Here is a 26,465-nt window from a genome sequence, read left to right as displayed (position 1 = left end):
CCCGGACACAGGGGCGCTGCGCCCCGGGTGCCACGGCGTCGACCGGCGGAGAGTAGGTGGTGTCAGAACGACGGTGACCCGGAGGCAACGATGACCACCCGACACAGCACCCACCCCCCGACCGACACGGTGTCGACCCCGCTGGAGCGGGCCGTCTCCCCCGGCGCGATGCTCAGCCACACCGGCGCCCGGGCCCTCGCCGTGCTCCGCATCTCGACCGGCTTCGTCTTCCTCTGGGCCTTCCTCGACAAGACGTTCGGCCTCGGCTACTCGACCCCGGCCGCGAAGGCGTGGATCAACGGCGGATCACCGACCAAGGGCTTCCTCGCCTCGGTCTCGGTCGGACCGTTCGAGTCGGTCGCGCACGCCGTCGCCGGCACCTGGTGGGCCAACACGCTGTTCATGGTCGGCATGCTCGCGGTCGGCGTCGCGCTGATCGCCGGCATCGGGCTGCGGGTCGCCGCCGTCTCCGGCGCGCTGATCATGGTGCTGATGTGGTTCGCCGAGTTCCCGCTCGCCCAGCACACCAGCACCGGCGAGCCGACCGGCTCCACCAACCCGCTGGTCGACTACCACATCGTCTACGCGGTCGCGGCGATCGTCCTCGCCGCGACGTACTCCGGACACACCTGGGGACTGGGTCGAGTGTGGGCGCGACTGCCCTTCGTACAGCGGCACCGCTGGATGATCTGAACACGGCCGGGCCGCCCAGGTGGCCGGCCCGCGACTCCCCAGCCGCTTCGGCGGACCGCAACCCCCCGCGGTCCGCCGAAACTCTGTGTTCGGCCAGTTCGCCGGCTCAGCCGAGCGCGGTGGCGAGTTCGTCGTACGTCGGGGCGAGCCGGTGCAGCGTGTCGGCCGTAGAGGCCGGGGCACCGGCCATCACGTCGTACTGGAGGCTGCCGACCATGACAGCCGGGTGGCGGCCCCGAACTCGCCGGGCAGCAGCAACTCCGGATCGTCCACCGGAGCAGCCCGGTCCCTTCCCCAGGGGCGAGGTCGACCCGCTGGTACGACGTCCCGGCTAGGGCACGTCGTAGGCGAGCAGCGGGGTGTTGTCGTACCGGAGCAGTTCCAGCCGGACCAGTTCGGAGCGGGTGAACCGGGTCACCCCGGTGAAGGTGGCGTCGTCGCCGGGGGCGGCGAGCCAGGAGCCGACCTGCTCGGTCTCGCCGTTCGGTCCGTGCGCCACCAGCCGGAAGGTGTACGCCTTCGTGTAGTCGGCCGTCTCGGCGTACTGGCAGCGCATCGTCACCACGGTGCCCCACCGGGTCCCGTCGAAGCCGATCTCGGCGGTGACCGGAACCCCGCCCCGCACCGGTTCCATCGCCACCATCCGCACCTCGACGCCGGTGCCGGAGCCACCGCCGGTCAGCGGCCCGGCCGCACCGAACCCGGCCAGCGCGGCCAGTGCGGCTGCGGCCGCCACCACCCCGGCGACCCGGAACCGGGTGAGACGTCGGTCCCGACGGCGCCGCTCCCGGGCCGCGTCGAGCAGCTTCGGCAGCTGCTCCTCCTGGTTCGGCGGGGTGGCGATCCGGTCGAGGTTGGCCGGGTCCAACCGACCCAGCAACCCCGGCAGGACGGCGATCTCGGCGACCGCCTCCCGGCAGGGCGGGCAGACGGCGAGATGCCGTTCGTAGGCGGCGCGTTCGGTGGGCGAGAGGGCACCGAGCACGTACGCGCCATCGTCATGGGCGTGTTCGCACCGCATCACCCGGTCACCCCCATCTCGGCCAGTATCAAACGTAGAGATCGCAGCGCGTAGTGCGTCCGCGACTTGACGGTGCCGGGCGGGATGCCCAGCCGGGCGGCCGCCTCGGTCACCGAACGGCCCTGGTAGAAGCACTCCACCAGCACCTCCCGGTGCGACGCGGAGAGTCGGTTGAGCGCCTCCGCGACCGTCCAGGCCTCCACCGCGCGGTCGGCCTCGTCGACCACCGGCGGCGGCTCGGGAAGATCGTCGGTGACCACCTCGCCGACCCGGGAGCCGCGTTTGCGCCAGGCGTCGATGGCGAGGTTGCGGGCGATGGTGAACAGCCAGGCCCGGACCGGGCCACGGCCGGGGTCCATCGCCTCCGGATGGCGCCAGGCCCGGAGCAGGGTCTCCTGCACCAGGTCCTCGGCCCGCTGGCGGTCACCGTTCATCAGCCGCAGCGCGTGCCCGAGCAGCGCCTCGGCGTGCTCGGAGTGCATGGCGCGCAGCAACTCCGCGTCCTGGTCGCCGATGGTGTCACCTCGCCTCCGCGCCGCCCGGCAGAACCGGCCCCGGCTGTTGTGCCCCGAACCGACGCCGGCCCGGGCACAACCCGCCCCCGCCCGTTCCCACGGACCCTACGGCCGAGCGGTTCAACACCGAACGGCCGAACCTGCGCGGACTGGGACCTTGTTCACTTCCGCTTCACCCGCGGGCCGGGCTGCGATCACGCCGCCCTCCTAGCGTCCGGCTGACATCCGCCCGCGTTTCCCCGACTCCGGCCGGGTGGATTCCCCCCGATCAGCAGAGAGGCTCGAAAACGATGAGCGAGAGACCCCGCCTGCTTCCCCTGCTCGGCCCGGCCGGCCACGGCAGCCGCAGCGCCATGACCTGCATGTACCGCTGCGGCAACGCCTGCGACCACCCGGTGCCGAACGAGTCGGACAACCCGTACTTCGGGGACGTCGTGAACGGTGAGGTGACCCGGCGGGGCGTGGTCCGGGCCGGCGCGGTCGGTGCCCTGGTGCTCGGCTTCGGCGGTGCCGCCGCCGGCGCGCTGGCCGGCTCGCCCGCGCTGGCCGCCCCCGGCAACGCCACCCCGGGCGGCGCCACCCCGGGCGGCGCCATCCCGGTGGTGCCGGAGGTGGACAGCTTCACCCCGTCCCGGCACGGCTCCGGCAACGGGGCGCTCACCTTCAAGCCGATCCCGCCGAACAAGCTCGACACCCTGGTCGTGCCGAACGGGTACGACCACTCGGTGGTGATCCGCTGGGGTGACCCGGTGCTGCCCGGCGCACCCCGCCTCGACGTGCACCGGCAGAGCCCGTCCCGGCAGTCGCAGCAGTTCGGCTACAACAACGACTTCGTCGGCGTACTGCCGCTGGACCGTCGGGGCGAGCGGGCGCTGCTGGTGGTGAACCACGAGTACACCAACGAGAACCTGATGTTCCCGAACTTCACCACCTTCGACGCGATGAGCGTCGAGCAGATCCGGACCGCGATGGCGGCGCACGGGCTCAGCGTGGTGGAGCTGGAGCGGGTCGACGACACCGGGCAGTGGAAGCCGGTCCGGAAGGGCCGACTGCCGTACAACCGGCGGATCACCGCGCACGAGACGCGCTTCGGATTCACCGGCCCGGCAGCCGGCTCGGCGTGGCTGCGGACCAAGGCCGACCCGCAGGGCCGGACCGCGATCGGCACCCTGAACAACTGCGCCGGCGGGATCACCCCGTGGGGCACGGTCCTGTCCGGTGAGGAGAACTTCAACCAGTACTTCGTCGGCGGCGACGGCGTCCCGGAGACACTGAAGCCGAAGCTGGCCCGGTACGGGATCAGCACCACCGCCCGGTACCCCGCCGACAGCCGGAAGTGGGAGCGGGCCGACGAGCGCTTCGACCTGGCGAAGCACCCGAACGAGGCGCACCGGTTCGGCTGGATCGTCGAGGTCGACCCGTTCGACCCGGAGAGCACCCCGCGCAAGCACACCGCGCTGGGCCGGTTCAAGCACGAGGGCGCGAACGTCATCGTGGCGCGCGACGGGCACGTCGTGGCGTACATGGGCGACGACGAGCGGTTCGACTACCTGTACAAGTTCGTCTCGGACCGCAAGTTCATGAAGGGCGACTCCCGGGCCGCCCGACAGAACAACCTGAGCCTGCTCGAGTCCGGCACCCTGTACGTCGCCAAACTCGACCAGACCAGCGCCGACGAGATCGACGGTTCGGGCAAGGTGCCGGCCGACGGCGCCTTCAACGGCCGCGGCAGGTGGATCAAGCTGGTCCGGGGCAGCACGTCGTACGTCCCGGGGATGACCGCGGCGGACGTGCTCACCTTCACCCGGCTCGCCGGTGACGCGGTCGGGGCCACCAAGATGGACCGCCCGGAGGACGTCGAGCCGAGCCACCTGACCGGCAAGGTGTACGTGGCGCTGACCAACAACACCAACCGGGGTGTCGGCAGCAACCCGAAGCCGGACGAGGCGAACCCGCGGACCAACAACAAGCACGGGCACGTGCTGGAGCTGGTCGAGGACCGGGGCGACAACACCGCGGAGACGTTCGCCTGGTCGGTGCCGATCGTCTGCGGCGACCCGACCGACCCGTCGACGTTCTTCGCCGGCTACGACAAGACGAAGGTGTCGCCGATCTCGTGCCCGGACAACGTGGCGTTCGACGGCTCCGGCAACCTCTGGATCTCCACCGACGGCAACGCGTTGGGCAGCAACGACGGGCTCTTCGCCACCGCGGTCGAGGGTCCGGAGCGCGGCCACCTGAAGCAGTTCCTCACCGTGCCGGTCGGTGCCGAGACGTGCGGACCGTTCATCACCACGGACAACCGTTCGGTCTTCGTGGCGGTCCAGCACCCGGGTGAGATCACCGGCGCCTCGCTGGAGAACCCCGCCTCGAACTGGCCGGACGGGGACTTCGCCAAGCCGGGCGTGGTGGTCACCTGGCGGCTCGACGGCGGTGTGGTCGGCAGCTGACCCACCCCGACCCGTACCTCCGGCCTCCGGTCACCCCGTCGCGGCGGGTGGCCGGAGGCCGTTGTCGTACCCGGATCCGGCCCACTCCGGTCGCGCCGGCCGGCGGCGGGTCAGAGCTCGGTGGCGAGGCCGTCGGCGACGGCGCGGGCCACCGCGAGCAGCTTCGCCCGGACCACCCGGGCCGAGGTCATCATCTCGGCCGCCGGTAGCGCGCAGGCCAACACCGTCCGCCGCTCCATGTCCTTGTCCGGCGCCACCAGTACGGCCGCACAGGCGACCCCGGACCGGAACTGGCCCAGCTCCAGCTGCATCCCCCGGCGTTCCCCGGCGGCCAGGTCGGCCTCGAAGGCGTCGGCGGCGGTCAGGGTCTGCTGGGTGAACGGCCGCATCCCGTACTCCCGCAGGTAGCGGAACCGCTGTTCGGGGGTGAGGGTGGCGAGCAGCGCCTTGCCGAGCGCGGTCGCGTGGGCGCCCTCGTCGAAGCCGGGCACCAGGTCCTCCAGGTACGGCGACCGGGGCCCTTCGGCGAGTGCGGTGACCGCCACCTGCCCGCCGACGAACCGACCCAGGTAGTGGCTGTACCCGGTCTCCGAGGCGGCCCGCCGGAGCGACTCGCCGACCGCCGGTGGCCCCCGGAACGCGGTCACCAGTTCGCGGTACCGGTCGGCCACCTCCAATCCGACGATGTACGTGCCGTCCTCGCGTCTGATCACGTAGCCCTCGTACGCGAGTGTGCGCACCAGGTGGTACGTGGTCGCGACCGTCAACTCGCAACGCCGGGCAATCTGCTTCACGGTCAGACCCTTCGGTGCCCGTCCGACCGCCTCAAGCACGCGCAGGGCGCGCGACACGCTGCGGATCAGGTCCGAAGGTTCCGCCAAGGGGTCGCGCACAACCACCTCCGCCGCCGGGGACTTACAGAATATGAAAAACCGGGCGCCAACGAAATGCCCGTTCGGATCGAGGATGCCAGATCTACAGCGACCGTGCGTGCACCGACCGACACGATCGGTTCATACGGGCGGCTCGCGTAGGCTCGTCGCAAATGGCCGAATTACCTCTCACTTCTCCGCCTCCCGCCCCCTTCGCCCACCCCACCCGCACCGTCCTCGGCGCCACCGCCACCACCATCGCCTGCGTCCTGCCGGTCTTCCTGGTCGGTGGGCTCGCCGTACAACTCGGTGCCGAACTCAGGTTCTCGCCGGCCGGGCTCGGCCTCGCCGTCGCCGTCTACTTCGGCGTCAGCGCGCTCGCCTCCGTCCCGTCCGGCGCCCTCGTCGAGCGGTACGGCCCGGTCCTGGTCGCCCGGGCCGGCATCCTGCTCGCCGCGACCACCACCCTCGCGATCGCCGTCCTGGCCCGCTCCTACGCCACCCTGGTCGGCCTGCTCGCGATCGGCGCCGGCGCGAACGCGCTCGGCCAACTCGCCAGCAACACGGCACTGGCCCGGGGCGTACCGCCCGGCCGGCAGGGCCTCTCCTTCGGCATCAAACAGTCCGCCATCCCGACCGCCACCCTGCTCGCCGGTGCCGCCGTACCAGCCGTGGCGCTGACCGTCGGCTGGCGCTGGGCGTTTGTCCTGGCCGCCGGGCTGGCCGTGGCCACCCTGCCGCTGGTACCCGTCGACCGGAGGCCGGTCGCCCGGGCGACCCGGCAGCGGGGCGGTCGGCCCACCGGGGCGCTGGTCCTCCTCGGCGCCGCCGCCACCCTCGCCGCCGCCTCCGCCAACGCCCTCGGCACCTTTGTCGTCGACTCGGCGGTGGCCCGGGGCCTCTCCCCCGCGGTCGCCGGCCTGGTGCTCACCCTCGGCGGCGCGCTCTGCCTGCTCGGCCGGGTCGGCACCGGCTGGTGGGCCGACCGCCGCGCCGGCGGCCACGTCGCGGTCATCGCCGGCATGCTGGTCGTCGGCGCCGGCGGGCTGGCCCTGCTCACCCTCGCCGGAACCGTGCCGCTCGTCGTCGGCGTCACCCTCGGCTTCGGCATCGGCTGGGCCTGGCCCGGACTGCTGAACTTCGCGGTGGTCCGGCTCCACCCGCAGGCACCGGCCGCCGCCACCTCGATCACCCAGACCGGGGTGTACGCCGGCGGCTGCCTCGGCCCGCTCGGGCTCGGCACGATCGCCGGCCACCTCGACTACCCGACGATGTGGCTCACCGCCGCGGCGGCGATGCTGCTGGCCGCCACCCTCATGCTGCTCGGCCGGCGAACGGGAGGGAGGGTCAATACACCTCCTGCGTCACCACCGCCCGGCTGAAGTCACCCGCCCGGAACGCCTCGGTGGGGATCGAGAAGTACAGCGTCGGGATCTCGGACGGACCGTCGCAGAGCTTCAACAGATGGGTGTGGTCGTCCTGCCAGCTCCCGACCGAGCCGAGTTCGCCGACCGGCCACCCGAACGTCGAGGCGCCCGACGCCTCGCCCAGCTCCGGACAGGAGGTGTAGAACTCCTCGATCGCGTCGGCCACCGCGACCGGGTGTTCGTCGCCGAAGTCGATGCGCTGTACCGCCTCGCCCCACACGTCCGGCATGGTCAGCAGCGGTACCGCGCGGATCGGCACCCGGTCGAAGAGGGCGGCGTCCCCCGCCGGGGTCGGCACCGGCACGGCCCGCGCCGGGTCGGCCGGCACGACCCGCAGCCAGCGCGGATCGTCGAAGTCCATCCCCGGCGGGTACGGCACACCCTTCGCCGGTTCGAGCCCGAAGATGTTCAGCAGCCCGACCCGTCGGGGCAGGTGTTCGCCGAGCCAGTCCGCCAACGCGTCGGTGTCCAGCACGGCGAGCAGGCTCAACGGGAAGCCGTCGTACTCCGGCCACGGGGTGCCCGGGTCGAGCAGCGCCGGCCCGCCGAACGCGCACCGACCGGTGGTGTTGTCGCCGGTCGCCGGCCGCAGGTCGAATCCGGGCCGGGCCAGCGCGGCCAGCCGTACGCCCGCCGGTTCGCCGAACCGTGCGACGCAGGCGTTCCGGAGCCGGTCCAGTGCGCTTCGGAGATCCACGCCGACATCCCAGCACGGCGCTCCCGCCCCGGCGTCGGCAGGGGGCCCGTCCTCACACCTCAGCTGGTGCGGTCGGCCATGTAGTCACAGAGGCTTTCCAGGGCCCGCCGTGGGGCACCGTCCGGCAGCGGGGCGAGCCGGGCGCGGGCTTCCTCGGTGTAGCTGCGGACCGTCTCCCAGGAGCGTTTCATCGCCGGCGACTCCCGCAGCAGGCCGAGCGCCTCGGCGTGCAGCGCGTCGTCGGTGACCGGGCCCTGGGCGAGGATCTCCCGCAGCCGCACCGAGGCGGCGTCGCCGTCGTCGGCGGCGAGCGCGTACAACACCGGCAGGGTGGGCACCCCCTCCCGCAGGTCGGTGCCGGGGGTCTTGCCCGACTGCACCGACTCGGAGGCGATGTCCAGCAGGTCGTCGGAGAGCTGGAAGGCCATGCCGATGGTCTCGCCGTACCCGGCCAGCGCCTCGGTGTACGCCGCCGGGGCGCCACCGAACATGCCGCCGAAGCGTACCGAGGTGGCGATCAGCGAGCCGGTCTTCTCGGCGATGACGTCCAGGTAGTGCGCGACCGGGTCGACGCCGGCCCGCGGCCCGACCGTCTCGGCGATCTGGCCGTGCACCAGCCGGGCGAAGGCCCGGGCCTGCAACCGGACCGCCTCGGTGCCGAGATCGGCGGCGATGTCCGCGGCCCGGGCGAAGAGGAAGTCGCCGACCAGGATCGCGACGGAGTTCGTCCACCGCGAGTTGGCGCTCGGCGTGCCCCGCCGCACCGCGGCCTCGTCCATCACGTCGTCGTGGTAGAGGGTCGCCAGGTGGGTGAGCTCCATCACCACCGCCGCCGGCACCACCTGGGCGGCGTCCGGATCCCCGAACTGCGCGCCGAGCGCGACCAGCAGCGGCCGGAACCGCTTGCCGCCGGCGTCCAGCAGATGCCGGGCGGCCTCGGTCACCAACGGGTCGGCGCTGGTGACATTGGCGCGCAGCGAGGTCTCCACCGCACCGAGCACCCGGGTCACCGAAGCCTCGACCTGTGCGTCGACGAGGTCGATCCCGAGCGCCGTCAAACCGTCAGCCGTTCCCCCCACGCCCTCAACCATGCCACACGGTTCGGCGATCACCTGGTGCGGGGATGCCGGCGGTGACGTCGCGGGCGCGGGGGAACCGGTCATCGACCCACGAACTCCGCGGCGCCGTTGGCAAGGTCCAGCAGCGGCGCCGGGGCGACCCCGAGCACCAGGGTGGCGAGCACACCGATCATCAGCGCCGCGGTGGTCAGCCCGCCCGGCAGCGAGACGGTCGGGGTGTTGTCACCCGGCTCGGAGAGCCACATCATCACGACCACCCGCAGGTACGGGAAGGCGAGGATCATGCTGGTCAGCACACCGGCGATCACCAGCCAGGACTGTCCGGCGTCCAGCGCCGCCCCGAACACCGCGAACTTGCTGGTGAAGCCGCTGGTCAGCGGAATACCGGCGAAGGCCAGCAGGACAAAGGTGAACAGGCCGGCGTAGAGCGGCGAGCGGCGGCCCAGCCCGGCCCACCGGGACAGGTGGGTGGCCTCGCCGTCGGCGTCCCGGACCAGGGTCACCACACCGAACGCGGCGAGCACCGAGAAGCCGTACGCGACCAGGTAGAACATCGTGCTGGATAGCCCGTCCCGGGACAGCGCCAGAACGCCGACCAGCAGGTAGCCGGCGTTCGCCACCGACGAGTACGCGAGCAACCGCTTGATGTCGGTCTGGGTGACCGCCAGCACCGCGCCGACCAGCATGGTCAGTACGGCGATCACGCCGAGGATCGGCTTGAAGTCCCAGTTCGCGCCGAAGAACGCGACGTAGAGGACCCGGAGCAGACCGCCGAACGCGGCGACCTTGGTGCAGGCCGCCATGAAGGCGGTGATCGGGGTCGGCGCGCCCTGGTAGACGTCCGGGGTCCAGACGTGGAACGGCGCCGCCGCGATCTTGAACAGCAGGCCGATGGCGAGCAGCGACAGCCCGGCGAGCAGCAGGATCGGGCTGGCCGACGAGTTGCCGACCGCGTCCCGGATGGTCTGGAAGTCGACCCCGCCGCCCTGGTTGCCGGACCCGACCGTGTAGCCGTAGACCAGCGCCATGCCGAACAGGAAGAACGCCGAGGCGTACGAGCCGAGCAGGAAGTACTTCAGCGCCGCCTCCTGGCTCAGCAGCCGCCGGCGGCGGGCCAGCGCGCAGAGCAGGTAGAGCGGCAGCGAGAACGCCTCCAGGGCGATGAACATCGTCAGCAGGTCGTTCGCCGCGACGAAGAGCAGCATGCCGGAGACGGCGAACAGGGTCAGCGGGTAGACCTCGGTCAGCCCGCCCTCCTTTTCGGCCTGCCGGCTGTCCTCCGGCGACCCGACGGTGACCGCGGCGTGCGCCACGAAGGCACCGCCCCGCTGCACCGTACGTTCCCCGATGAGCAGCAGCGAGATGCCGGCCAGCACCAGGATCGCGCCCTGCAGGAAGAGCGTCGGCCCGTCGACCGCGACCGCGCCGCCGATGGTGACCTGCCGCTTGTCGGCGTTCAGTACCACCATCACCACCGCGGCGACCACGGCGAGCAGGCCGAGGACAAGCTGCACCAGATGCCGCCGGGCCCGCGGGACGAACGCCTCGACGAGGACGCCGAGCAGGGACGCCCCGAAGAGGATCAGCATCGGCGCGAGTGCCGCGTAGTCGATCGCCGGAAGCTTGAAGTCCATTATCGGACCTTCCTTACGTTCGCGACTGGGAGCCGTACGACAGCACCCGACGTGCGGAGGCGGCTCACCGGTGTGCCTCCTGGACGGTGCCCACGGTCGGAGCCGGGTCCTGGGTGTTGAGGTCCTGCTCCATGGTGGCCTGGACGGCGGGGTTGATGACGTCGGTGACCGGCTTCGGGTAGAAGCCGAGGACCAGCAGGAGCGCGATCAGCGGGGCGACCACGACCTTCTCCCGTACCGACAGGTCCCGGCGCATCCCCTCGACCCCGGTCAACGCCGGGTTCAGGGTGCCCTGGGTGGTGCGCTGCACCATCCACAGCACGTACGCGGCGGCCAGGATGATGCCGGCGGTGGCGATGATCGCTACCGGCTTGTTCACCGTGTACGTCCCGATCAGCACCAGGAACTCGGAGACGAACGGCGCCGTACCGGGCAGCGCCAGCGAGGCGAGACCGGCGAAGAAGAACACCCCGGCCAGCACCGGGACGAGCTTGCCCGCACCACCGAAGTCGCTGATCAGCGCGGACCCGCGCCGGGCGACCAGCATGCCGACCACCAGGAAGAGCAGGCCGGTGGCCAGACCGTGGTTGACCATGTAGAGGACCGCGCCGCTGCCGGCCTGGCTGGTGAAGGCGAAGATGCCGACGCCGATGAACCCGAAGTGCGCGATCGAGGTGTACGACACCAGCCGCTTCAGGTCGTTCTGGCCGACCGCGAGCAGTGCCGCGTAGATGATCCCGACCAGCGCCAGGGCGATCGCCCACGGGGCGAACCACTTCGACGCCTCGGGGAACAGCGGCAGGCAGTAGCGCAGGATGCCGAACGTACCGACCTTGTCCATCACGCCGACCAGCAGCGCGGCCGAGCCGGCCGGGGCGGCGCCACCGGCGTCCGGCAGCCAGGTGTGGAACGGGAAGAACGGCGCCTTGATCGCGAACGCCACGAAGAAGCCGAGGAAGAGCCAGCGCTCGGTGCCGGTGGAGATGTCGATCTGGGTCAGCGCCTGCCAGTCGAAGGTCTTGCCCCCGACCGCCCAGAGGCCGATCACCGCGGCCAGCATGAACAGACCGCCGACCAGCGAGTAGAGGAAGAACTTCACCGCGGCGTACTGGCGCTGGTGGCCGCCGTAGCTGCCGATGAGGAAGTACATCGGCACCAGCATGACCTCGAAGAACACGTAGAACAGGAAGACGTCGGCGGCGGCGAAGACGCCGATCATCGTGCTCTCCAGGAAGAGCAGCAGCGCGAAGTAGACCGGGACCGACCGCTTCAGGTTGTCCGCGTCGTGCCAGGAGGCCAGGATCACCAGCGGTACGAGCAGCGCGATCAGCGCCAGCATCACCAGGGCGATGCCGTCCGCGGCGAAGGTGAAGTTCACCCCCCAGCGCGGAATCCAGGAGTACGACTCGCGCAACTGCATCCGGTCGCCGCCGGCGTCGAACGCGAACCACATGAAGACCGCGAGCACCAGGACGGCGAGCGACCAGCCGAGCGCGATGCGCTTGGCGAGTTCACCCCGGCTGGCCGGCAGGAACACCAGCACCAGACCGCCGACCAGCGGTGCGACGGTGAGCACCGAGAGGAAGGGGAAGTCGGACATTATTCGGCCTTACCTCCGTCGTCAGTGCCCGGCCGGAAAACTCCGGCCGGCCGGATCGGCCCGGCCGGTCGGGTCAGGTGGGTCACGCGAACCACCCCGCCTGCACGGCCAGGAACGCCGCCACCACCAGCAGGGCGCCGGTCAGAATGGACGTCGCGTACGACCGGACGAAACCGGTCTGCAGCCGGCGCAGTCGGCCGGATCCGCCACCGACCGCGGCGGCGAGCCCGTTGACCAGCCCGTCGACGCCCCGGTTGTCGAGGAAGACCAGCGCCCGGGTGAGGAAGATGCCCGGCTTCTCGAAGACCGCGACGTTGAACGCGTCGGTGTACAGGTTGCGCCGGGCCGCGGTCACCAGTACGCCGGCCGGCTGCTCCTGCGGGGCGGTGCCGTTGCGGAACAACACCCAGGCCAGTCCGGCACCGAGCACGGTGAGGGCGAGCGACAGCACGGTGATCACGGTGTGCGAAAGCACCGGCTCGTGGTGCTCACCGTGTCCGAGCACCGGCGTCAGCCACTGGGCGACCGGGCTCTTCATCAGGAAGCCGGCGACCACCGAGCCGAGACCGAGCAGGATCAGCGGCACGGTCATCAACAGCGGGGATTCGTGCGGGTGGTGGATGTCCTCGGTCCACCGCTTCGGGCCGTGGAAGGTGAGGACGAAGAGCCGGGTCATGTAGAAGGCGGTCAGTCCGGCGCCGAGCAGTGCGGCACCGCCGTAGAGCCAGGCGGTCCAGCCCTCGCGGGCGAACGCCTCGACGATGATCGGCTCCTTGGTGAAGTAGCCGGAGAACGGGAACATGCCGATGATCGCCAGCCAGCCGAGGCCGAAGGTGACCCAGGTGATCCGCATGTACTTCGCCAACCCGCCGAAGCGGCGGATGTCGACCTGGTCGTTCATGCCGTGCATGACCGAGCCGGCGCCGAGGAACATGTTGGCCTTGAAGAAGCCGTGCGCCAGCAGGTGGATGATGGCCAGCGCGTACGCCCCGCCGCCGAGCCCGACGCCGAGGAACATGTAGCCGATCTGGCTCACCGTCGACCAGGCCAGGACCCGCTTGATGTCGTCCTTGGCGGCGCCGATGATGCAGCCCATCAGCAGGGTCAGCGCGCCGACGCTGACCACCACGGTCTGCAGCGTCGGGTCGAGCGAGAAGATCGGGTTGGACCGGGCGATCAGGTAGACGCCGGCGGTCACCATCGTCGCGGCGTGGATCAGCGCGGAGACCGGGGTGGGGCCCTCCATCGCGTCCGGCAACCAGGCCTGCAGCGGGAACTGGCCGGACTTGCCGGCCGCACCGAGCAGCAGCAGCAGGCCCATCACCAGGACGGTGCCGCCGGCCAGCGCGCCCGCGCCGTTGAAGACGTCGGCGTACTGGGTGCTGCCCAGGGTGGCGAACATGATGAAGATGGCGATCGCCAGGCCGGCGTCACCGACCCGGTTCATCAGGAAAGCCTTCTTGCCGGCGGTGGCCGCGCTCGGCCGGTCCTGCCAGAACGAGATCAGCAGGTACGACGCGACACCGACGCCCTCCCAGCCGACGTAGAGCATCACGTAGTTGTTGCCGAGCACCAGCAGCAGCATCGCGGCGACGAAGAGGTTGAAGAACCCGAAGAACCGTCGCCGGCCGGCGTCGTGGCGCATGTACTCGACCGCGTACAGGTGGATCAGGAAGCCCACCCCGGTGATCAGCAGGACGAAGACCGCGGCCAGCGGGTCGAAGAGCAGGCCGAAGTCGACGTGCAGGTCGCCGACGGTGATGAACTCCCAGAGGCTGCGCTCGACCGAGCGGTTCTCCAGGCCGCGCAGCTGGAAGAAGTAGGTCAGGCCGAGCACGAAGGCGACACCGACGCTGGCGACGCCGAGCCAGTGCCCCCACCGGTCCGCCCGCCGGCCGAGCAGCAGGAGGATCGCCGCGCTGACCAGCGGGATCGCCACCAGCAGCCACACGCTGCCCAACAACCCCGTGGCCTGGGCGTACTCCACAGTATGTTCCACTGGTGGGCCCCTCTTAGTACTTCAACAGGTTGGCGTCGTCGACGCTCGCCGAGCGCCGAGTCCGGAAGATCGTCATGATGATGGCCAGCCCGACCACAACCTCGGCGGCGGCCACCACCATGACGAAGAACGCCATGATCTGACCGTTCAGGTCGCCGTTGATCCGGCTGAACGTGACCAGCGCCAGGTTGGCCGCGTTGAGCATCAGCTCGATGCACATGAAGAGGACGATCGCGTTGCGCCGGACCAGCACCCCGAGCGCGCCGATGGTGAAGAGCACCGAGGCGAGGATCAGGTAGTGGGTCGGCGAAACCGAGAAGAAGTCCGACATGTTATTTCTCCGTCCCCTTCAGCGCGATCTCCTCGTCGGCCAGTTCACGCTGCGGCAGGATCTGCGGAACGCTCCGCTCGGTCACCGCGCCGTCGGGCAGCCGGGCCGGGGTGGCGACCGAGGACGAGGTGGCGTAGACGCCGGGGCCGGGCTTCGGGCCGGGGTAGTTGCCGGGCCGGAACCGGGCCTTCATCGTCGCCACCTGGTCCATCCGGTCCTGGCGGCGCCGCTCGACGTGGGCCAGCACCATCGCGCCGACCGCGGCGGTGATCAGCAGCGCCGAGGTGATCTCGAACGCGAAGACGTACTTCGTGAAGAGCAGCGTCGCGATTCCCTGCACGTTGCCGTTCGCGTTCGCCTGCTCCAGGCCGACGGCGTCGGACTGGCCGATGGCCCGCCACAGGCCGGTGGCGACCAGGGTGCCGAAGCCGAGGCCGAGCACGATCGCCGCGACCCGCTGCCCGCGCAGCGTCTCGATCAGCGAGTCCGTGGCGTCCCGGCCGACCAGCATCAGCACGAACAGGAAGAGCATCATGATCGCGCCGGTGTAGACGATGATCTGCACCATGCCGATGAACGGTCCGGCCTGCAGCACGTAGAAGACGCCGAGGCAGAGCATCGTCAGCACCAGCCAGAGCGCCGAGTGCACCGCGTTGCGCGCCCAGACCATGCCGAGCGCGCCGATCAGGGCGAGCGGGGCGAGGATCCAGAAGGTCACCTGTTCCCCGCCGGTCACCCCGCCGGCGGCGGCGAGCACCGTCTGTGTCGTCATGACGCCTTCTCTCCGGCGGCAGCCGTACCGGCGGCCGGTCCCGAGCCGTCCACGGCGGTGTTGTCCGCCCAGGGTGCGCGCTCCGCGCCGGCCGAGGTGCCCGGGTTGGTGAGTGCGCCGATGTAGTAGTCCTTCTCGGTGTCACCGAGTCGCATCGGGTGCGGCGGCTGCTCCATCCCGGGCAGCAGCGGCGCCAGCAGCTGCTCCTTGGTGAAGATCAGGTCCTGCCGGCTGTCCCGGGCCAGTTCGTACTCGTTGCTCATGGTGAGCGAGCGGGTCGGGCAGGCCTCGATGCAGAGTCCGCAGAAGATGCACCGGGCGTAGTTGATCTGGTACGTCTTCGCGTACCGCTCGCCCGGCGAGAAGCGCTGCTCCTCCGTGTTGTCGCCACCCTCGACGTAGATCGCGTCCGCCGGGCAGGCCCAGGCGCACAGCTCACAGCCGATGCACTTCTCCAGCCCGTCCGGGTGCCGGTTGAGGATGTGCCGCCCGTGGTAGCGCGGCGCCGAAACCGGCGGCTTGAACGGATAGTCGGTGGTGACGACCTTCTTGAACATGTGCGAGAAGGTGACCCCGAAGCCCTTGAACGTTCCGGTGATCGCGCCCACGTCACACCTCCTTCTCGTCGGAGCCGGTACCGGCGCCCACGCTCGCGGGCTCGCCCTCGACCGCGTTCGCCGGCTCGCGTTCGGCGACCGCACGCTTCATCCGGGGGCTCGGCGGCACCTGCAGATCCATCGGCGGCAGCGGGAAGCTGCCCGTCGGGCGCCGGTTCACCTGTTCCTGCAGCGTCCGCTTCGGCGGCTGCGGCCTGCTCGGCCAGAGCAGCGAGACCAGCAGCACGGTCAGCACCGTCCCGGCGGCGATCAGGGCCTTGGTGGTGGTGCCGAGGTCTTCCTTCTGCAGGGTGCGGATGCCGGCCAGGACCAGGATCCAGACCAGGTTGATCGGCAGCAGCACCTTCCAGCCGAGCCGCATGAACTGGTCGTACCGGAGCCGGGGCAGGGTGCCGCGCAGCCAGATGAAGACGAAGACCAGCGCGATGACCTTGCCCATGAACCAGAGCAGCGGCCACCAGCCGGAGTTCGCCCCCTCCCAGAGGGTGATCGGGTACGGCGCCCGCCAGCCGCCGAGGAAGAGCGTCACGGTGACCGCCGACATGGTCACCATGGCGACGTACTCGGAGAGCATGAAGAGCGCGAACTTCAGCGAGCTGTACTCGGTCATGAAGCCCGCGACCAGCTCAGACTCCGCCTCGGGCAGGTCGAACGGCGCCCGGTTCGTCTCACCGACGGTGGAGATGAAGAAGATGACGAAGCTCGGCAGCAGCAGGATGGCGTACCAGCCGGGGGCGGGCAGGTCGACGCCGGCGATGTTCAGCCGGGTGCCGTCCCCCTGGGCGGCGACGATCCCGCTTGTCGACATGGTGCCGGCGGTCATGAAGACCGCGACGATGGACAGACCCATCGCCACCTCGTACGAGATCATCTGCGCCGTCGACCGGAGACCACCGAGCAGCGGGTACGTCGAACCGGACGCCCACCCGCCGAGCACGATGCCGTAGACGCCCATCGACGAGCAGGCCAGCAGCACCAGCACCGCCACCGAGACGTCGGTGACCTGCAGTGGCGTCCGCTCACCGAAGATGCTCACCATCGGGCCGAACGGCACCACCGACAGCGCGGTGACCGCGCTGATCACCGAGATGGTCGGGGCGAAGAAGTAGACGACCTTGTCCGCCGCCTTCGGGAGGATGTCCTCCTTGAAGGCCATCTTGAGACCGTCGGCGAGGGTCTGCAGCAGGCCGAACGGGCCGATCTGGTTCAGACCGGGACGCTGGGCCATCCGGGCCACCACGCGCCGCTCGAACCAGACCCCGAGCAGGGTCGCCAGGACGGCGAAGACAAAGGCCCCGACGATCTTGATCAGGACCAGCCACCACGGATCCCTGCCGAAGTCCTGCAGCGTCGGATCCTGGGCGAGGTAGGTGAGTCCGCTCACCGGGCTTCCCCTCTGTTCGCGACTGCGGTGCTCACTGGAGGCCTCCAGCAGTGTTCAGCAGCGGTCCCGGCGCGGCGGCAGCATCGGCGGCGACCGGTCCGGCGGTCAGCCGGACGATCGCTCCGGAGGTCACCCCGAGGCTGCGCCGTACGGTCGCACCGGGCGAGTTGGTGGGCAGCCAGACCACCCCGTCCGGCATGTCGGTGATCGCCACCGGCAGGGTGAGCGCGCCCCGTTCCGTGCCGATCGTGACCGCGTCGCCCTCCGCGACCCCGAGCGCCTCCGCGGTGCCCTTGCCGAGCCGGACCAGCGACGGCCGGGCCGTACCGCCGAGGTGCGGGTCGCCCTCGATCAGCGTGCCGTTGTCGACCAGCTGGTGCCAGGTGGCCAGGACCGCCTCGCCGGCACCCGGCCGGGCCGGTTCGGCCGGCGCCACCGCCGGGGCGGCGGTCCGGGTGGCCCGGGTCGGTGGCAGCGCGCCGAGTTCCCGGCGGACGCTGAACACGTCGCCGGTGCCGAGCCGCACGTCGAGCTGGGCGGCGATCGCGTCCAGCACCCGGGCGTCGGTCATCGCCGTGGTGTTCAGGACCGCGTCGAAGGTACGCAGCCGGCCTTCCCAGTCCAGGAAGCTGCCGGGCTTCTCCACCACCGGGGCGACCGGGAAGACCACGTCCGCGCGGCGGGTCACCGCGGTGTGCCGCAGCTCCAGGCTGACCAGGAACGGCACCGTCTCCAGCGCCTCGTCGGCCAGCCTCGGGTCGGCCAGGTCGGCCGGGTCGACCCCGGCCACCACCAGCGCGCCGAGGCCGCCGGACGCGGCGGCGGCGAGGATGCCGTCGGTGTCCCGGCCGGGCGCGCTCGGGATGACCCCGGCCGCCAGGTCCCAGAGCTCGGCCAGCTCGGCCCGGGCCGCCGGGTCGGTGACCGGCCGGCCGCCGGGGAGCAGGTTCGGCAGCAGACCCGCGTCGACCGCGCCGCGGTCGCCGGCCCGCCGGGGCACCCAGGCCAGCTTGGCCCCGGTGGTCTCGGCCAGCTCGGCGGCGGCGGAGAGCCCGCCGGGTACGGTCCCCAGCCGCTCGCCGACCAGCAGCACCGCGCCCGGCTGGCGCAGCGCCTCGGCGACCGTCGGGTCCTCGGCCAGCAGCCGGGCCTCGTCGCCGGGGACCGCGGTCAGCACTGTCGCGCCGAGCTTGACCAGGCCCCGGCTGGCGAACGGCGCCAGCGCCAGCACCTTCAGACGCTTCTTGTTGTACGCCTTGCGCAGCCGCAGGAAGAGGATCGGGCACTCCTCCTCCGGCTCCAGTCCGGCGATCACCACGACCGGCGCGTTCTCCACGTCGGCGTAGCTGACGTCGGTGGTGCCGGCGACCGTGCTGGCCAGGAACTGGGCCTCCTCGGCGGAGACCGGCCGGGCCCGGAAGTCGACGTCGTTGCTGTGCAGCGCTACCCGGGCGAACTTGGCGTAGGCGTACGCGTCCTCGACGGTGAGCCGGCCGCCGGTCAGTACGCCGACACCGGAACCCGCGTCCCGGGCGTCGCGCAGCTTCTCGGCGGTGTACGCCAGCGCCTCGCTCCAGGAGGCCTCGCGCAGCTCACCGGTACGGCGGTCACGCAGCAGCGGCGTGGTGACCCGCTCGTTGGCGGTGGCGTACCGGAAGCCCCAGCGGCCCTTGTCGCAGTTCCACTCCTCGTTCACCGCCGGGTCGTCGCCGGCCAGCCGGCGCATCACCTTGCCGCGCCGGTGGTCGGTGCGCTGGGCGCAGCCGGCCGAGCAGTGCTCGCAGACGCTCGGGGTGGAGACCAGGTCGAACGGGCGGGCCCGGAACCGGTACTGGGCGCCGGTCAGCGCGCCGACCGGGCAGATCTGCACCGTGTTGCCGGAGAAGTAGGAGTTGAACGGGACGTCGCCCTCGTCGCCCTCCTCGCCGCCGTAGACCTCGTCCCGGTAGACGTTGATCTCCTCGGCGCTCGACCGGTTCATCAGGTCGATGAACTTGTCACCGGCGATCTCCTCGGAGAACCGGGTGCAGCGCTGGCAGAGCACGCAGCGCTCGCGGTCCAGCAGCACCTGGGTGGAGATCGGGAGCGGCTTCGGGTACTCCCGCTTCTGCTCCTGGAACCGGCTGTCGGTGCGGCCGGTCGACATCGCCTGGTTCTGCAGCGGGCACTCACCGCCCTTGTCACACATCGGGCAGTCGAGCGGGTGGTTGATCAGCAGCAGCTCCATGATGCCCTGCTGCGCCTTCGCGGCGACCGGGGAGCTGAGCTGGGTCCGGACCACCATGCCCTCGGCCACCGTCTGGGTGCAGGAGGCGACCGGCTTGCGCTGCCCCTCCACCTCGACCAGACACTGCCGGCAGGCGCCGGCCGGCGCGAGCAGCGGGTGGTCGCAGAACCGCGGGATCTCGATGCCCAACTGCTCGGCGACCCGGATCAGCAGCGCGCCCTTCGGCGCGGTGACCTCGATGCCGTCGATGGTGAGTGTGACGGTGTCGGCCTTCTTAGCAACGTCCGTCATGAGGGCCGCCCCTCCTTCGCGAGTGCGGGCATCAGTGCGCCCCTACCAGGGTCTTCTCCGACAGCTTCGGCGCCGTCCGGCCCTCGATGTAGTCGAGGTAGTCCTGCTTGAAGTACTGCAGCGAGGAGGTCACCGGGCTGGTCGCGCCGTCACCGAGACCGCAGAACGAGCGGCCGAGGATGTTGTCGCAGGTGTCCAGCAGGGTGTCCAGGTCCTGGTGGGTGCCCTGGCCGGCCAGGATCCGCCGGTAGGTGCGGACCATCCAGTAGTTGCCCTCCCGGCACGGCGTGCACTTTCCGCACGACTCGTGGTGGTAGAACTCCAGCCACCGGTAGGTGGCGTAGACCGGGCAGTCCTGGTCGGAGAAGATCTGCGTGGCGGTGGTGCCGAGGATCGACCCGGCCGCCGCCACCCCCTCGAAGTCCAGCGGCACGTCGAGGTGGTCCGCGGTCAGCAGCGGGGTCGACGAGCCACCCGGTGTCCAGAACCGCAGGTTGTGGCCGGGCTGCATGCCACCGGCCAGCTCGATCAGCTCCCGCAGCGTGATGCCGAGGCCGCACTCGTACTGGCCGGGGTTGTTGATCCGGCCGGAGAGCGAGTAGATCATCGGGCCGGAGGACTTCTCCGTGCCCATGGTCTTCCACCAGGCGGCGCCACCGAGCACGATGTACGGCACGCTGGCGATCGTCCCGACGTTGTTGACCACCGTCGGGGAGGCGTACAGGCCGGCGACCGCCGGGAACGGCGGACGGAGCCGGGGCTGACCCCGGAAGCCCTCCAGCGAGTCGAGCAGCGCCGTCTCCTCGCCGCAGATGTACGCCCCGGCGCCGCTGTGCACCACCAGCTCCAGGTCGAAACCGGAGCCGAGGATGTTGCGGCCGAGGTAGCCCTTGGCGTACGCCTCGTCGACCGCGTTGCGCAGCCGGCGGGCGGCGTGCACCGCCTCGCCCCGGATGTAGATGTAGGCGCGGTTGGCCCGGATCGCGTACGACGCGATGATGACCCCCTCGACCAGCGAGTGCGGGTCGTGGGTCATCAACGGCAGGTCCTTGCAGGTGCCCGGCTCGCCCTCGTCGGCGTTGACCACCAGATAATGAGGTTTGCCGTCACCCTGCGGGATGAAGCCCCACTTCAGACCGGTCGGGAAGCCGGCGCCTCCCCGGCCGCGCAGGCCGGAGTCCTTGACCAGCTGGATCAGGTCGTCCGGGTGCGCGGCGAGCGCCTTGCGCAGCGCCGCGTAGCCGTCGAGCCGCTCGTAGACGTCGAGCCGCCAGGCGTCCGGCGACAGCCAGCGCTTGGTGAGGACCGGGGTCAGCTTCTCCAGCGTCTCCCGGCGCGGCGTGGTGCTCATTTGGCCTCCTTGAGCGCCTGCTCCTGGGGCTTCGGTGCGTCACCGGCGGGCTTGCGGTCGCTGGCCGGCCTGTTGGCCCCGGCACCGGCCGCCTCGGCCGGTGCGCTGTCGGCCGGGGCCTTGATCGGGGTGTTCGGGTCGAAGCCGGCCACCGAGATGCCGTGCTGCTGGGCCAGGCGCAGGCCGCGCAGCGTCGGGTCACCGGCGGCGCCGTCGGCCACCGCCTCCGGGCGCGGGTCGGCGAAGCCGGCGAGCTGCAGCGACATCTCCTTGAGGGTGCAGAGCCGACCGCCCCGGGCCGGTTGCGGCCGGCCACCGGCCCGCAGCTCGTTGACCAGCGCGACCGCGGTGTCCGGGTCGACCTGGTCGAAGAAGTCGTAGTTGACGGTCAGCACCGGGCCGTAGTCGCAGGCCGCCAGACACTCGGCGTGCTCCAGGGTGACCTTGCCGTCCGGGGTGGTCTCGTCGTGCCCGACCCCGAGGTGCTCGCTGAGCGTGTCGTAGACCTGCTGGCCGCCGAGCACGTTGCACATCGTGTTGGTGCAGACACTGACCAGCCAGTCACCGGTGGGCCGGCGCTTGTACATGGTGTAGAAGCTGGCCACCGCGCCGACCTGCGCCTTGTTCAGGCCGAGGACCTGGGCGCAGAACTCGACGCCGGCCGGGGAGACGTACCCCTCCTCGGACTGGACCAGGTGCAGCAGCGGCAGCAGCGCCGAGCGGGACCGGTCCGCCGGATAACGGGCGATGATCTCCTTCGCCCGTTCCGACAGCTTCTCCACCAGGTCCTCGGCACGGTCCACACTGCTCCGCGGCGCCGGCACGTTGCCGGGCCCGGACGCCGACGCGCCGTTGAGCTGAGTCTCGGTCATTAGCGATCACACCCACCCATCACCGGGTCCAGCGACGCGCCGCCCGCGATCACGTCGGCGATCAGGCCGCCCTCGGCCATCGCCGGCAGGGCCTGCAGGTTGACGAAGCTGGGCTCGCGGTAGTGCACCCGGTACGGCCGGGTGCCCCCGTCGGAGACGGCGTGCACGCCCAGCTCGCCGCGGGGCGACTCGATGCCGACGTAGACCTGGCCCGGTGGCACCCGGAAGCCCTCGGTGACCAGCTTGAAGTGGTGGATCAGCGACTCCATCGACTGACCCATGATCTTGGCGACGTGCTCCAGCGAGTTGCCCATGCCGTCGACCCCGATGGCGAGCTGCGCCGGCCAGGAGATCTTCTTGTCGGCGACCATGATCGGGCCGGGGCGGAGCCGGTCCAGCGCCTGCTCGACGATCTTCAGCGACTCCCGCATCTCGGCCATCCGGACCAGGTAGCGGCCCCAGACGTCACCGGACTCGGTGGTCGGCACGTCGAACTCGTAGTTCTCGTAGCCGCAGTACGGCATGGTCTTGCGGATGTCCCAGGCGAGCCCGGCGGAGCGCAGCACCGGCCCGGTGACGCCGAGCGCCACGCAGCCGGTCACGTCCAGCACCGCCACGTTCTGCGTCCGCTCCAGCCAGATCGGCTGGCCGGAGAGCATGTCCTCGTATTCCTTCAGCTTCTTCGGCAGCAGCTTCAGGAACTCGCGGATCTTGACGATCGCCTCGTCCGGGACGTCCTGCGCGACGCCGCCCGGGCGGACGTACGCCATGTTCATCCGCAGGCCGGTGATCAGCTCGAAGATCTCCAAGACGTACTCACGCTCGCGGAAGCCGTAGAGCATGACGTTGACCGCGCCGAGCTCCATCGCCGTGGTGGCGATCCAGACCAGGTGCGAGGAGATCCGGTTCAGCTCCATCATCAGCACCCGGATGGTGGTCGCCCGCTCGGTCACCTCGTCGGTGATGCCGAGCAGCTTCTCCACCGCCAGCGCGTACGCCGTCTCGTTGAACAGCGGCGACAGGTAGTCCATCCGGGTGACGAAGGTGCTGCCCTGCACCCAGTTGCGGTACTCGAGGTTCTTCTCGATCCCGGTGTGCAGGTAGCCGACCACCGCCCGCGCCTCGCGGACGGTCTCGCCCTCCAGCTCCAGGATCAGCCGGAGCACGCCGTGCGTCGACGGGTGCTGCGGACCCATGTTGACGACGAGCCGCTCGTCGTTGATCGGGTCGTGCCCGCTGACCACCTGGTCCCAGTCCCCACCGGTGACGGTGAAGACCCGGCCCTCGGTGGTCTCCCGGGACTCGGCGTAGCTCGGGTTCGGTGCGCTGCTCACTGGTACGACCTCCGCTGGTCCGGCGGTGGAATCTGGGCGCCCTTGTACTCGACCGGGACGCCGCCGAGCGGGTAGTCCTTGCGCTGCGGGTGACCCTCCCAGTCGTCCGGCATCAGGATCCGGGTCAGGCTGGGGTGGCCGTCGAAGACCACGCCGAACATGTCGTAGGCCTCCCGCTCCTGCCAGTCGGCGGTCGGGTAGACGGCGGTGACACTCGGCACGTGCGGCGCGTCGGCCGGCACCGCGACCTCCAGCCGGACCTGACGCCGGAAGGTCATCGAGGTCAGCTGGTAGACGACGTGCAGCCGTCGGGCGTCGCTGCCGAGGTAGTCCACCCCGGAGACCGAGGAGCAGAGTTCGAACCGCAGCGCGGCGTCGTCCCGCATCACCTGGCAGACCTCGGCGATCCGCTCCGGGCGTACGTGCAGGGTCAGCTCGCCCCGGTCGACCACGACCTTCTCGATCGCGTCCGCGAAGCCCGGGTACGCCTCCTCCAGCGCGTCGTGGACCTCGTCGAAGTAGCCGCCGAACGGCCGGGGGCTGTCCTCGACGGTGACCCGCTGCCGGACGAGTCCGCCGAAGCCGGAGGTGTCGCCGGAGCCGTGGATGCCGAACATGCCGCGGCCGGCCCGGCTGGCCGGCGGGTACTCCGCCGGGGCGCCGCTGGTCGCGCCGACCGGCGGCCGGGCCACCGGCACGCCGCCGCCCGGCTGCTCGCTGGGCCGGTTCGGCGTGGCGCCGTTCTTACCGGAGTCACTCACCGACCCGACCCCCCTACCAGGTGGTTCTGCGCCTTCATCCAGTTCTCGATCCGCAGCTGCTCCTCGCGGCCCTCGGCGACGGCCCGGGTCCACTCGGCCCGCCGGGCCTTGTCGTTGCGGTACGACGAGGGCATCGAGCCCGGCGCCACCAGCGGTACGTCACCACGGGCCCGACGCGCCTCGAGCATCTTGCGGCCGTTCGGGCCGAGCGGCTCGTGGCCGATCTTCTCGCGCAGCTTGAGAACGGCGTCGATCAGCATCTCGGGCCGGGGCGGGCAGCCGGGCAGGTACATGTCGACCGGTACGACGTGGTCGACGCCCTGCACGATGGCGTAGTTGTTGAACATGCCGCCGCTGCTGGCGCAGACGCCCATCGAGAGCACCCAGCGCGGTTCCGCCATCTGGTCGTAGATCTGCCGGAGCACCGGGGCCATCTTCTGGCTGACCCGGCCGGCGACGATCATCAGGTCGGCCTGCCGGGGCGAGGCGCGGAAGACCTCCATGCCCCACCGACCCATGTCGTAGTGCGAGCCGCCGGCGGCCATCATCTCGATGGCGCAGCAGGCCAGGCCGAAGGTGGCGCCCCAGAACGACGACTTGCGGGACCAGTTGACCAGTTTCTCCACCGAGGTCAGCAGGATGCCGGCCGGGAGTTTTTCCTCGATACCCATCTGACGACCTCCCTCAGTCCCAGTCCAGGCCGCCGCGGCGCCAGACGTAGGCGTACGCGACGAAGACCGCGACGATGAACAGCACCATCTCCACGAAGGCGAAGGTCCCCAGCACGTCGAAGGAGACCGCCCACGGATACAGGAAGATGATCTCGATGTCGAAGACGATGAACAGCATCGCCGTCAGGTAGAACTTGATCGGGAACCGGCCGCCGCCGACCGGCTGCGGGCTCGGCTCGATGCCGCACTCGTACGCTTCGAGCTTGGCCTTGTTGTAGCGCCGGGGGCCGGCGAGGCGCGCGGACGCGACGGAGAAGAGCGCGAAGCCCGCGGCGAGGGCGAACAGCCCGATGATGGGTACGTACGGCGAGAGCGACATCGTTTTCCCCTGCTCGTCCTTCCCGGCCCTCGGTCAATGCCAAATTCACACTATTCACAGTCCTCCGGGCGACGCTGCCCGGGGTGCCGCTGACACCCGCGAGGTGCGGGTCCGGCGGCGGTCTACACGGCCGGAGCCGCCTTTGCCATCGCGTTGATGACCCGGTCCATGGCGTCCCCGCCACGCGGGTCGGTCAGGTTGGCCATCAACTTGAGTACGAACCGCATCAGGGTCGGATGCGGCATGCCGTGCCTGGTCGCGAGCCGCATGACCTGCGGGTTGCCGATCAGCTTCACGAAGATGTTGCCGAGCCGGTAGTAGCCGCCGTAGCGCAGCTTCAGTTCGGTCGGGTACCCGGCCAGCGCCCGTTCCCGCTCGGCGCCGACCGGTCGGGCCAGCGCCTGCACCGCCACCTCGGCGGCGAGTTCACCGGACTCCATCGCGTACGCGATGCCCTCGCCGTTGAACGGGTTGACCATGCCGCCGGAGTCGCCGACCAGCAGCACGCCCCGGGTGTAGTGCGGTACCCGGTTGAAGCCCATCGGCAGCGCGGCGCCGAGGATCGGGCCGTCCGCGTTCGCCTCGTCGGCGAGGCCCCAGTCCTCCGGGGTGTTGCCGAGCCAGTCGGTCAGCAGGCGGCGGTAGTTCGTCTTGCCGAAGCTCGGCGACGAGTTCAGCGCGCCGAGGCCGACGTTGACCCGGCCGTCGCCCATGCCGAAGATCCAGCCGTAGCCGGGCAGCAGCTTGTCCGGGTGTTCCCGGCTGCGCAGCTCCAGCCAGGACTCCAGGTAGTCGTCCTGGTGCTTGACCGGCGACCGGTAGTAGCGGCGGACCGCGACGCCCATCGGCCGGTCGTCCCGCTTGGTCAGACCGAGCGCGAGCGGCAGCCGCCCGGAGACCCCGTCGGCGGCGACGACCAGCGGCGCGTGGAACGTCGCCGGGGCCTTGTCCGGGCCGACCTCGGCGGTGACCCCGATCGACCGGCCGGTCTCGTCGAGGACCGGGCCGGTGACGGTGACCCCGGTGCGCAGCGTCGCGCCGGCCTCGACGGCACGCTTGGCGAGCAGGTCGTCGAAGTCGAGTCGAGTTCGGACCAGACCGTAGTTGGGGAAGCTGGCCAGGTCGGGCCAGTCCAGTTCGAGCCGGATCCCGCCGCCGATCACCCGCAGGCCGCGGTTGCGCAGCCAGCCGGCCTCGGGCGAGGTGTCGATGCCGAGTTTGACGAGTTGCTTGACCGCGCGCGGGGTGAGCCCGTCGCCGCAGACCTTCTCGCGGGGGAACTCGGTCTTCTCCAGCAGCAGCACCCTGACCCCGTGCCGGGCCAGGTGGTAGGCGGTGGTGGAACCACCGGGACCGGCGCCGACGACGATGACATCCGCGTCGTGTTCGACTGCGGCCATCTGCGCCTCCCCTGCCGGTCGCTCGTGAAATGCTTCACAAGCTTGTTTCGGGGAGGAGTCTAAGACCGCGACAAGGTCGGCGCCCGGT

The 26,465-nt window shown here is 70.8% G+C and carries 23 protein-coding genes; 3 read left to right on the top strand and 20 right to left on the bottom strand.

The features are described 5' to 3' along the window. The first annotated feature begins 90 nt into the window (after positions 1-90). Positions 91-693, top strand: a complete 603-nt coding sequence (locus ABGB21_RS03000; RefSeq protein WP_347656523.1) for a DoxX family protein — start codon at positions 91-93, stop codon at positions 691-693. A 331-nt stretch (positions 694-1,024) separates the two neighbouring features. On the opposite strand, the gene ABGB21_RS02995 is transcribed toward ABGB21_RS03000, so the two are convergent. Beyond that, entirely contained in the window at positions 1,025-1,717 is a 693-nt protein-coding gene (locus ABGB21_RS02995; RefSeq protein WP_347656521.1) for a zf-HC2 domain-containing protein, read from the bottom strand. Then, positions 1,714-2,229 carry a sigma-70 family RNA polymerase sigma factor gene (locus ABGB21_RS02990; RefSeq protein ID WP_347656584.1) on the bottom strand — a complete coding sequence of 172 codons (516 nt, stop codon included), beginning with the start codon at positions 2,227-2,229 and terminating at the stop codon, positions 1,714-1,716. The genes ABGB21_RS02995 and ABGB21_RS02990 overlap by 4 nt, the downstream gene beginning before the upstream one ends. Before the next feature lie 290 nt (positions 2,230-2,519). On the opposite strand from ABGB21_RS02990, the gene ABGB21_RS02985 reads away from it, so the two are divergent. Next, positions 2,520-4,679 (top strand): PhoX family phosphatase, encoded by a 2,160-nt coding sequence (locus ABGB21_RS02985; RefSeq protein ID WP_347656519.1) that lies wholly within the window; start codon positions 2,520-2,522, stop codon positions 4,677-4,679. Between the two features lie 110 nt (positions 4,680-4,789). Here the strand turns inward: ABGB21_RS02985 and ABGB21_RS02980 are convergent, their stop codons facing one another. Next, entirely contained in the window at positions 4,790-5,572 is a 783-nt protein-coding gene (locus tag ABGB21_RS02980) for a helix-turn-helix domain-containing protein (RefSeq protein WP_347656517.1), read from the bottom strand. 152 nt (positions 5,573-5,724) lie between these two features. Between ABGB21_RS02980 and ABGB21_RS02975 the strand changes: the two genes are divergently transcribed. After that, a complete protein-coding gene (locus ABGB21_RS02975; RefSeq protein WP_347656515.1) occupies positions 5,725-6,933 on the top strand; it encodes an MFS transporter in 1,209 nt (402 codons plus the stop codon). Here the strand turns inward: ABGB21_RS02975 and ABGB21_RS02970 are convergent. From ABGB21_RS02970 to ABGB21_RS02890, 17 genes are all read right to left on the bottom strand, one after another. Next, a complete protein-coding gene (locus tag ABGB21_RS02970; RefSeq protein WP_347676243.1) occupies positions 6,899-7,675 on the bottom strand; it encodes a DUF1963 domain-containing protein in 777 nt (258 codons plus the stop codon). The two genes, ABGB21_RS02975 and ABGB21_RS02970, sit on opposite strands and share 35 nt — an antisense overlap. 59 nt (positions 7,676-7,734) lie before the next feature. Then, positions 7,735-8,766 carry a polyprenyl synthetase family protein gene (locus ABGB21_RS02965; RefSeq protein WP_347656512.1) on the bottom strand — a complete coding sequence of 344 codons (1,032 nt, stop codon included), beginning with the start codon at positions 8,764-8,766 and terminating at the stop codon, positions 7,735-7,737. Between the two features lie 68 nt (positions 8,767-8,834). Then, positions 8,835-10,391, bottom strand: a complete 1,557-nt coding sequence (gene nuoN / locus ABGB21_RS02960; RefSeq protein ID WP_347656582.1) for an NADH-quinone oxidoreductase subunit NuoN — start codon at positions 10,389-10,391, stop codon at positions 8,835-8,837. A gap of 61 nt (positions 10,392-10,452) precedes the next feature. Beyond that, positions 10,453-11,988 (bottom strand): NADH-quinone oxidoreductase subunit M, encoded by a 1,536-nt coding sequence (locus ABGB21_RS02955; protein ID WP_347656510.1) that lies wholly within the window; start codon positions 11,986-11,988, stop codon positions 10,453-10,455. An 82-nt stretch (positions 11,989-12,070) separates the two neighbouring features. Continuing rightward, the gene (nuoL, locus tag ABGB21_RS02950) at positions 12,071-13,987 is read right to left on the bottom strand and encodes an NADH-quinone oxidoreductase subunit L (RefSeq protein WP_347656508.1); all 1,917 of its coding nucleotides are present in this window, start codon (positions 13,985-13,987) and stop codon (positions 12,071-12,073) included. Positions 13,988-14,000: 13 nt separating this feature from the next. Then, positions 14,001-14,318, bottom strand: coding sequence for an NADH-quinone oxidoreductase subunit NuoK (gene nuoK, locus ABGB21_RS02945; protein ID WP_347656506.1), 318 nt, complete (start codon positions 14,316-14,318; stop codon positions 14,001-14,003). A 1-nt stretch (position 14,319) separates the two neighbouring features. After that, complete coding sequence (locus tag ABGB21_RS02940; RefSeq protein WP_347656504.1) at positions 14,320-15,090, bottom strand: NADH-quinone oxidoreductase subunit J; 771 nt, start codon at positions 15,088-15,090, stop codon at positions 14,320-14,322. Then, a complete protein-coding gene (nuoI, locus tag ABGB21_RS02935) occupies positions 15,087-15,698 on the bottom strand; it encodes an NADH-quinone oxidoreductase subunit NuoI (RefSeq protein ID WP_347656502.1) in 612 nt (203 codons plus the stop codon). The genes ABGB21_RS02940 and nuoI overlap by 4 nt, the downstream gene beginning before the upstream one ends. Before the next feature lies 1 nt (position 15,699). Continuing rightward, entirely contained in the window at positions 15,700-17,091 is a 1,392-nt protein-coding gene (gene nuoH, locus ABGB21_RS02930) for an NADH-quinone oxidoreductase subunit NuoH (RefSeq protein WP_347676241.1), read from the bottom strand. Positions 17,092-17,122: 31 nt separating this feature from the next. Continuing rightward, positions 17,123-19,609, bottom strand: coding sequence for an NADH-quinone oxidoreductase subunit G (locus ABGB21_RS02925; protein WP_347676239.1), 2,487 nt, complete (start codon positions 19,607-19,609; stop codon positions 17,123-17,125). A gap of 31 nt (positions 19,610-19,640) precedes the next feature. Then, a complete protein-coding gene (gene nuoF, locus ABGB21_RS02920) occupies positions 19,641-20,960 on the bottom strand; it encodes an NADH-quinone oxidoreductase subunit NuoF (protein ID WP_347656496.1) in 1,320 nt (439 codons plus the stop codon). Next, entirely contained in the window at positions 20,957-21,832 is an 876-nt protein-coding gene (nuoE, locus tag ABGB21_RS02915; protein ID WP_347676237.1) for an NADH-quinone oxidoreductase subunit NuoE, read from the bottom strand. Before nuoE ends, nuoF begins: the two co-directional genes overlap by 4 nt. After that, positions 21,832-23,166: an NADH-quinone oxidoreductase subunit D gene (locus tag ABGB21_RS02910; protein ID WP_347656492.1), complete on the bottom strand. Its 1,335-nt coding sequence runs from the start codon at positions 23,164-23,166 to the stop codon at positions 21,832-21,834. The genes nuoE and ABGB21_RS02910 overlap by 1 nt, the downstream gene beginning before the upstream one ends. Continuing rightward, positions 23,163-23,927, bottom strand: coding sequence for an NADH-quinone oxidoreductase subunit C (locus ABGB21_RS02905; protein ID WP_347656490.1), 765 nt, complete (start codon positions 23,925-23,927; stop codon positions 23,163-23,165). Before ABGB21_RS02905 ends, ABGB21_RS02910 begins: the two co-directional genes overlap by 4 nt. After that, on the bottom strand, positions 23,924-24,598 hold the full coding sequence (locus tag ABGB21_RS02900) for an NADH-quinone oxidoreductase subunit B family protein (protein WP_347656488.1): 675 nt from the start codon (positions 24,596-24,598) through the stop codon (positions 23,924-23,926). The genes ABGB21_RS02905 and ABGB21_RS02900 overlap by 4 nt, the downstream gene beginning before the upstream one ends. A gap of 13 nt (positions 24,599-24,611) precedes the next feature. Continuing rightward, positions 24,612-24,977 (bottom strand): NADH-quinone oxidoreductase subunit A, encoded by a 366-nt coding sequence (locus tag ABGB21_RS02895; protein WP_196200262.1) that lies wholly within the window; start codon positions 24,975-24,977, stop codon positions 24,612-24,614. A gap of 122 nt (positions 24,978-25,099) precedes the next feature. Continuing rightward, the gene (locus ABGB21_RS02890) at positions 25,100-26,377 is read right to left on the bottom strand and encodes a geranylgeranyl reductase family protein (RefSeq protein ID WP_347676235.1); all 1,278 of its coding nucleotides are present in this window, start codon (positions 26,375-26,377) and stop codon (positions 25,100-25,102) included. Positions 26,378-26,465 lie beyond the last annotated feature (88 nt).

It is taken from the genome of Plantactinospora sp. B24E8, from assembly GCF_039871735.1.
GTDB lineage: Bacteria > Actinomycetota > Actinomycetes > Mycobacteriales > Micromonosporaceae > Plantactinospora.
This window is presented reverse-complemented; position numbering and strand designations above follow the sequence as displayed.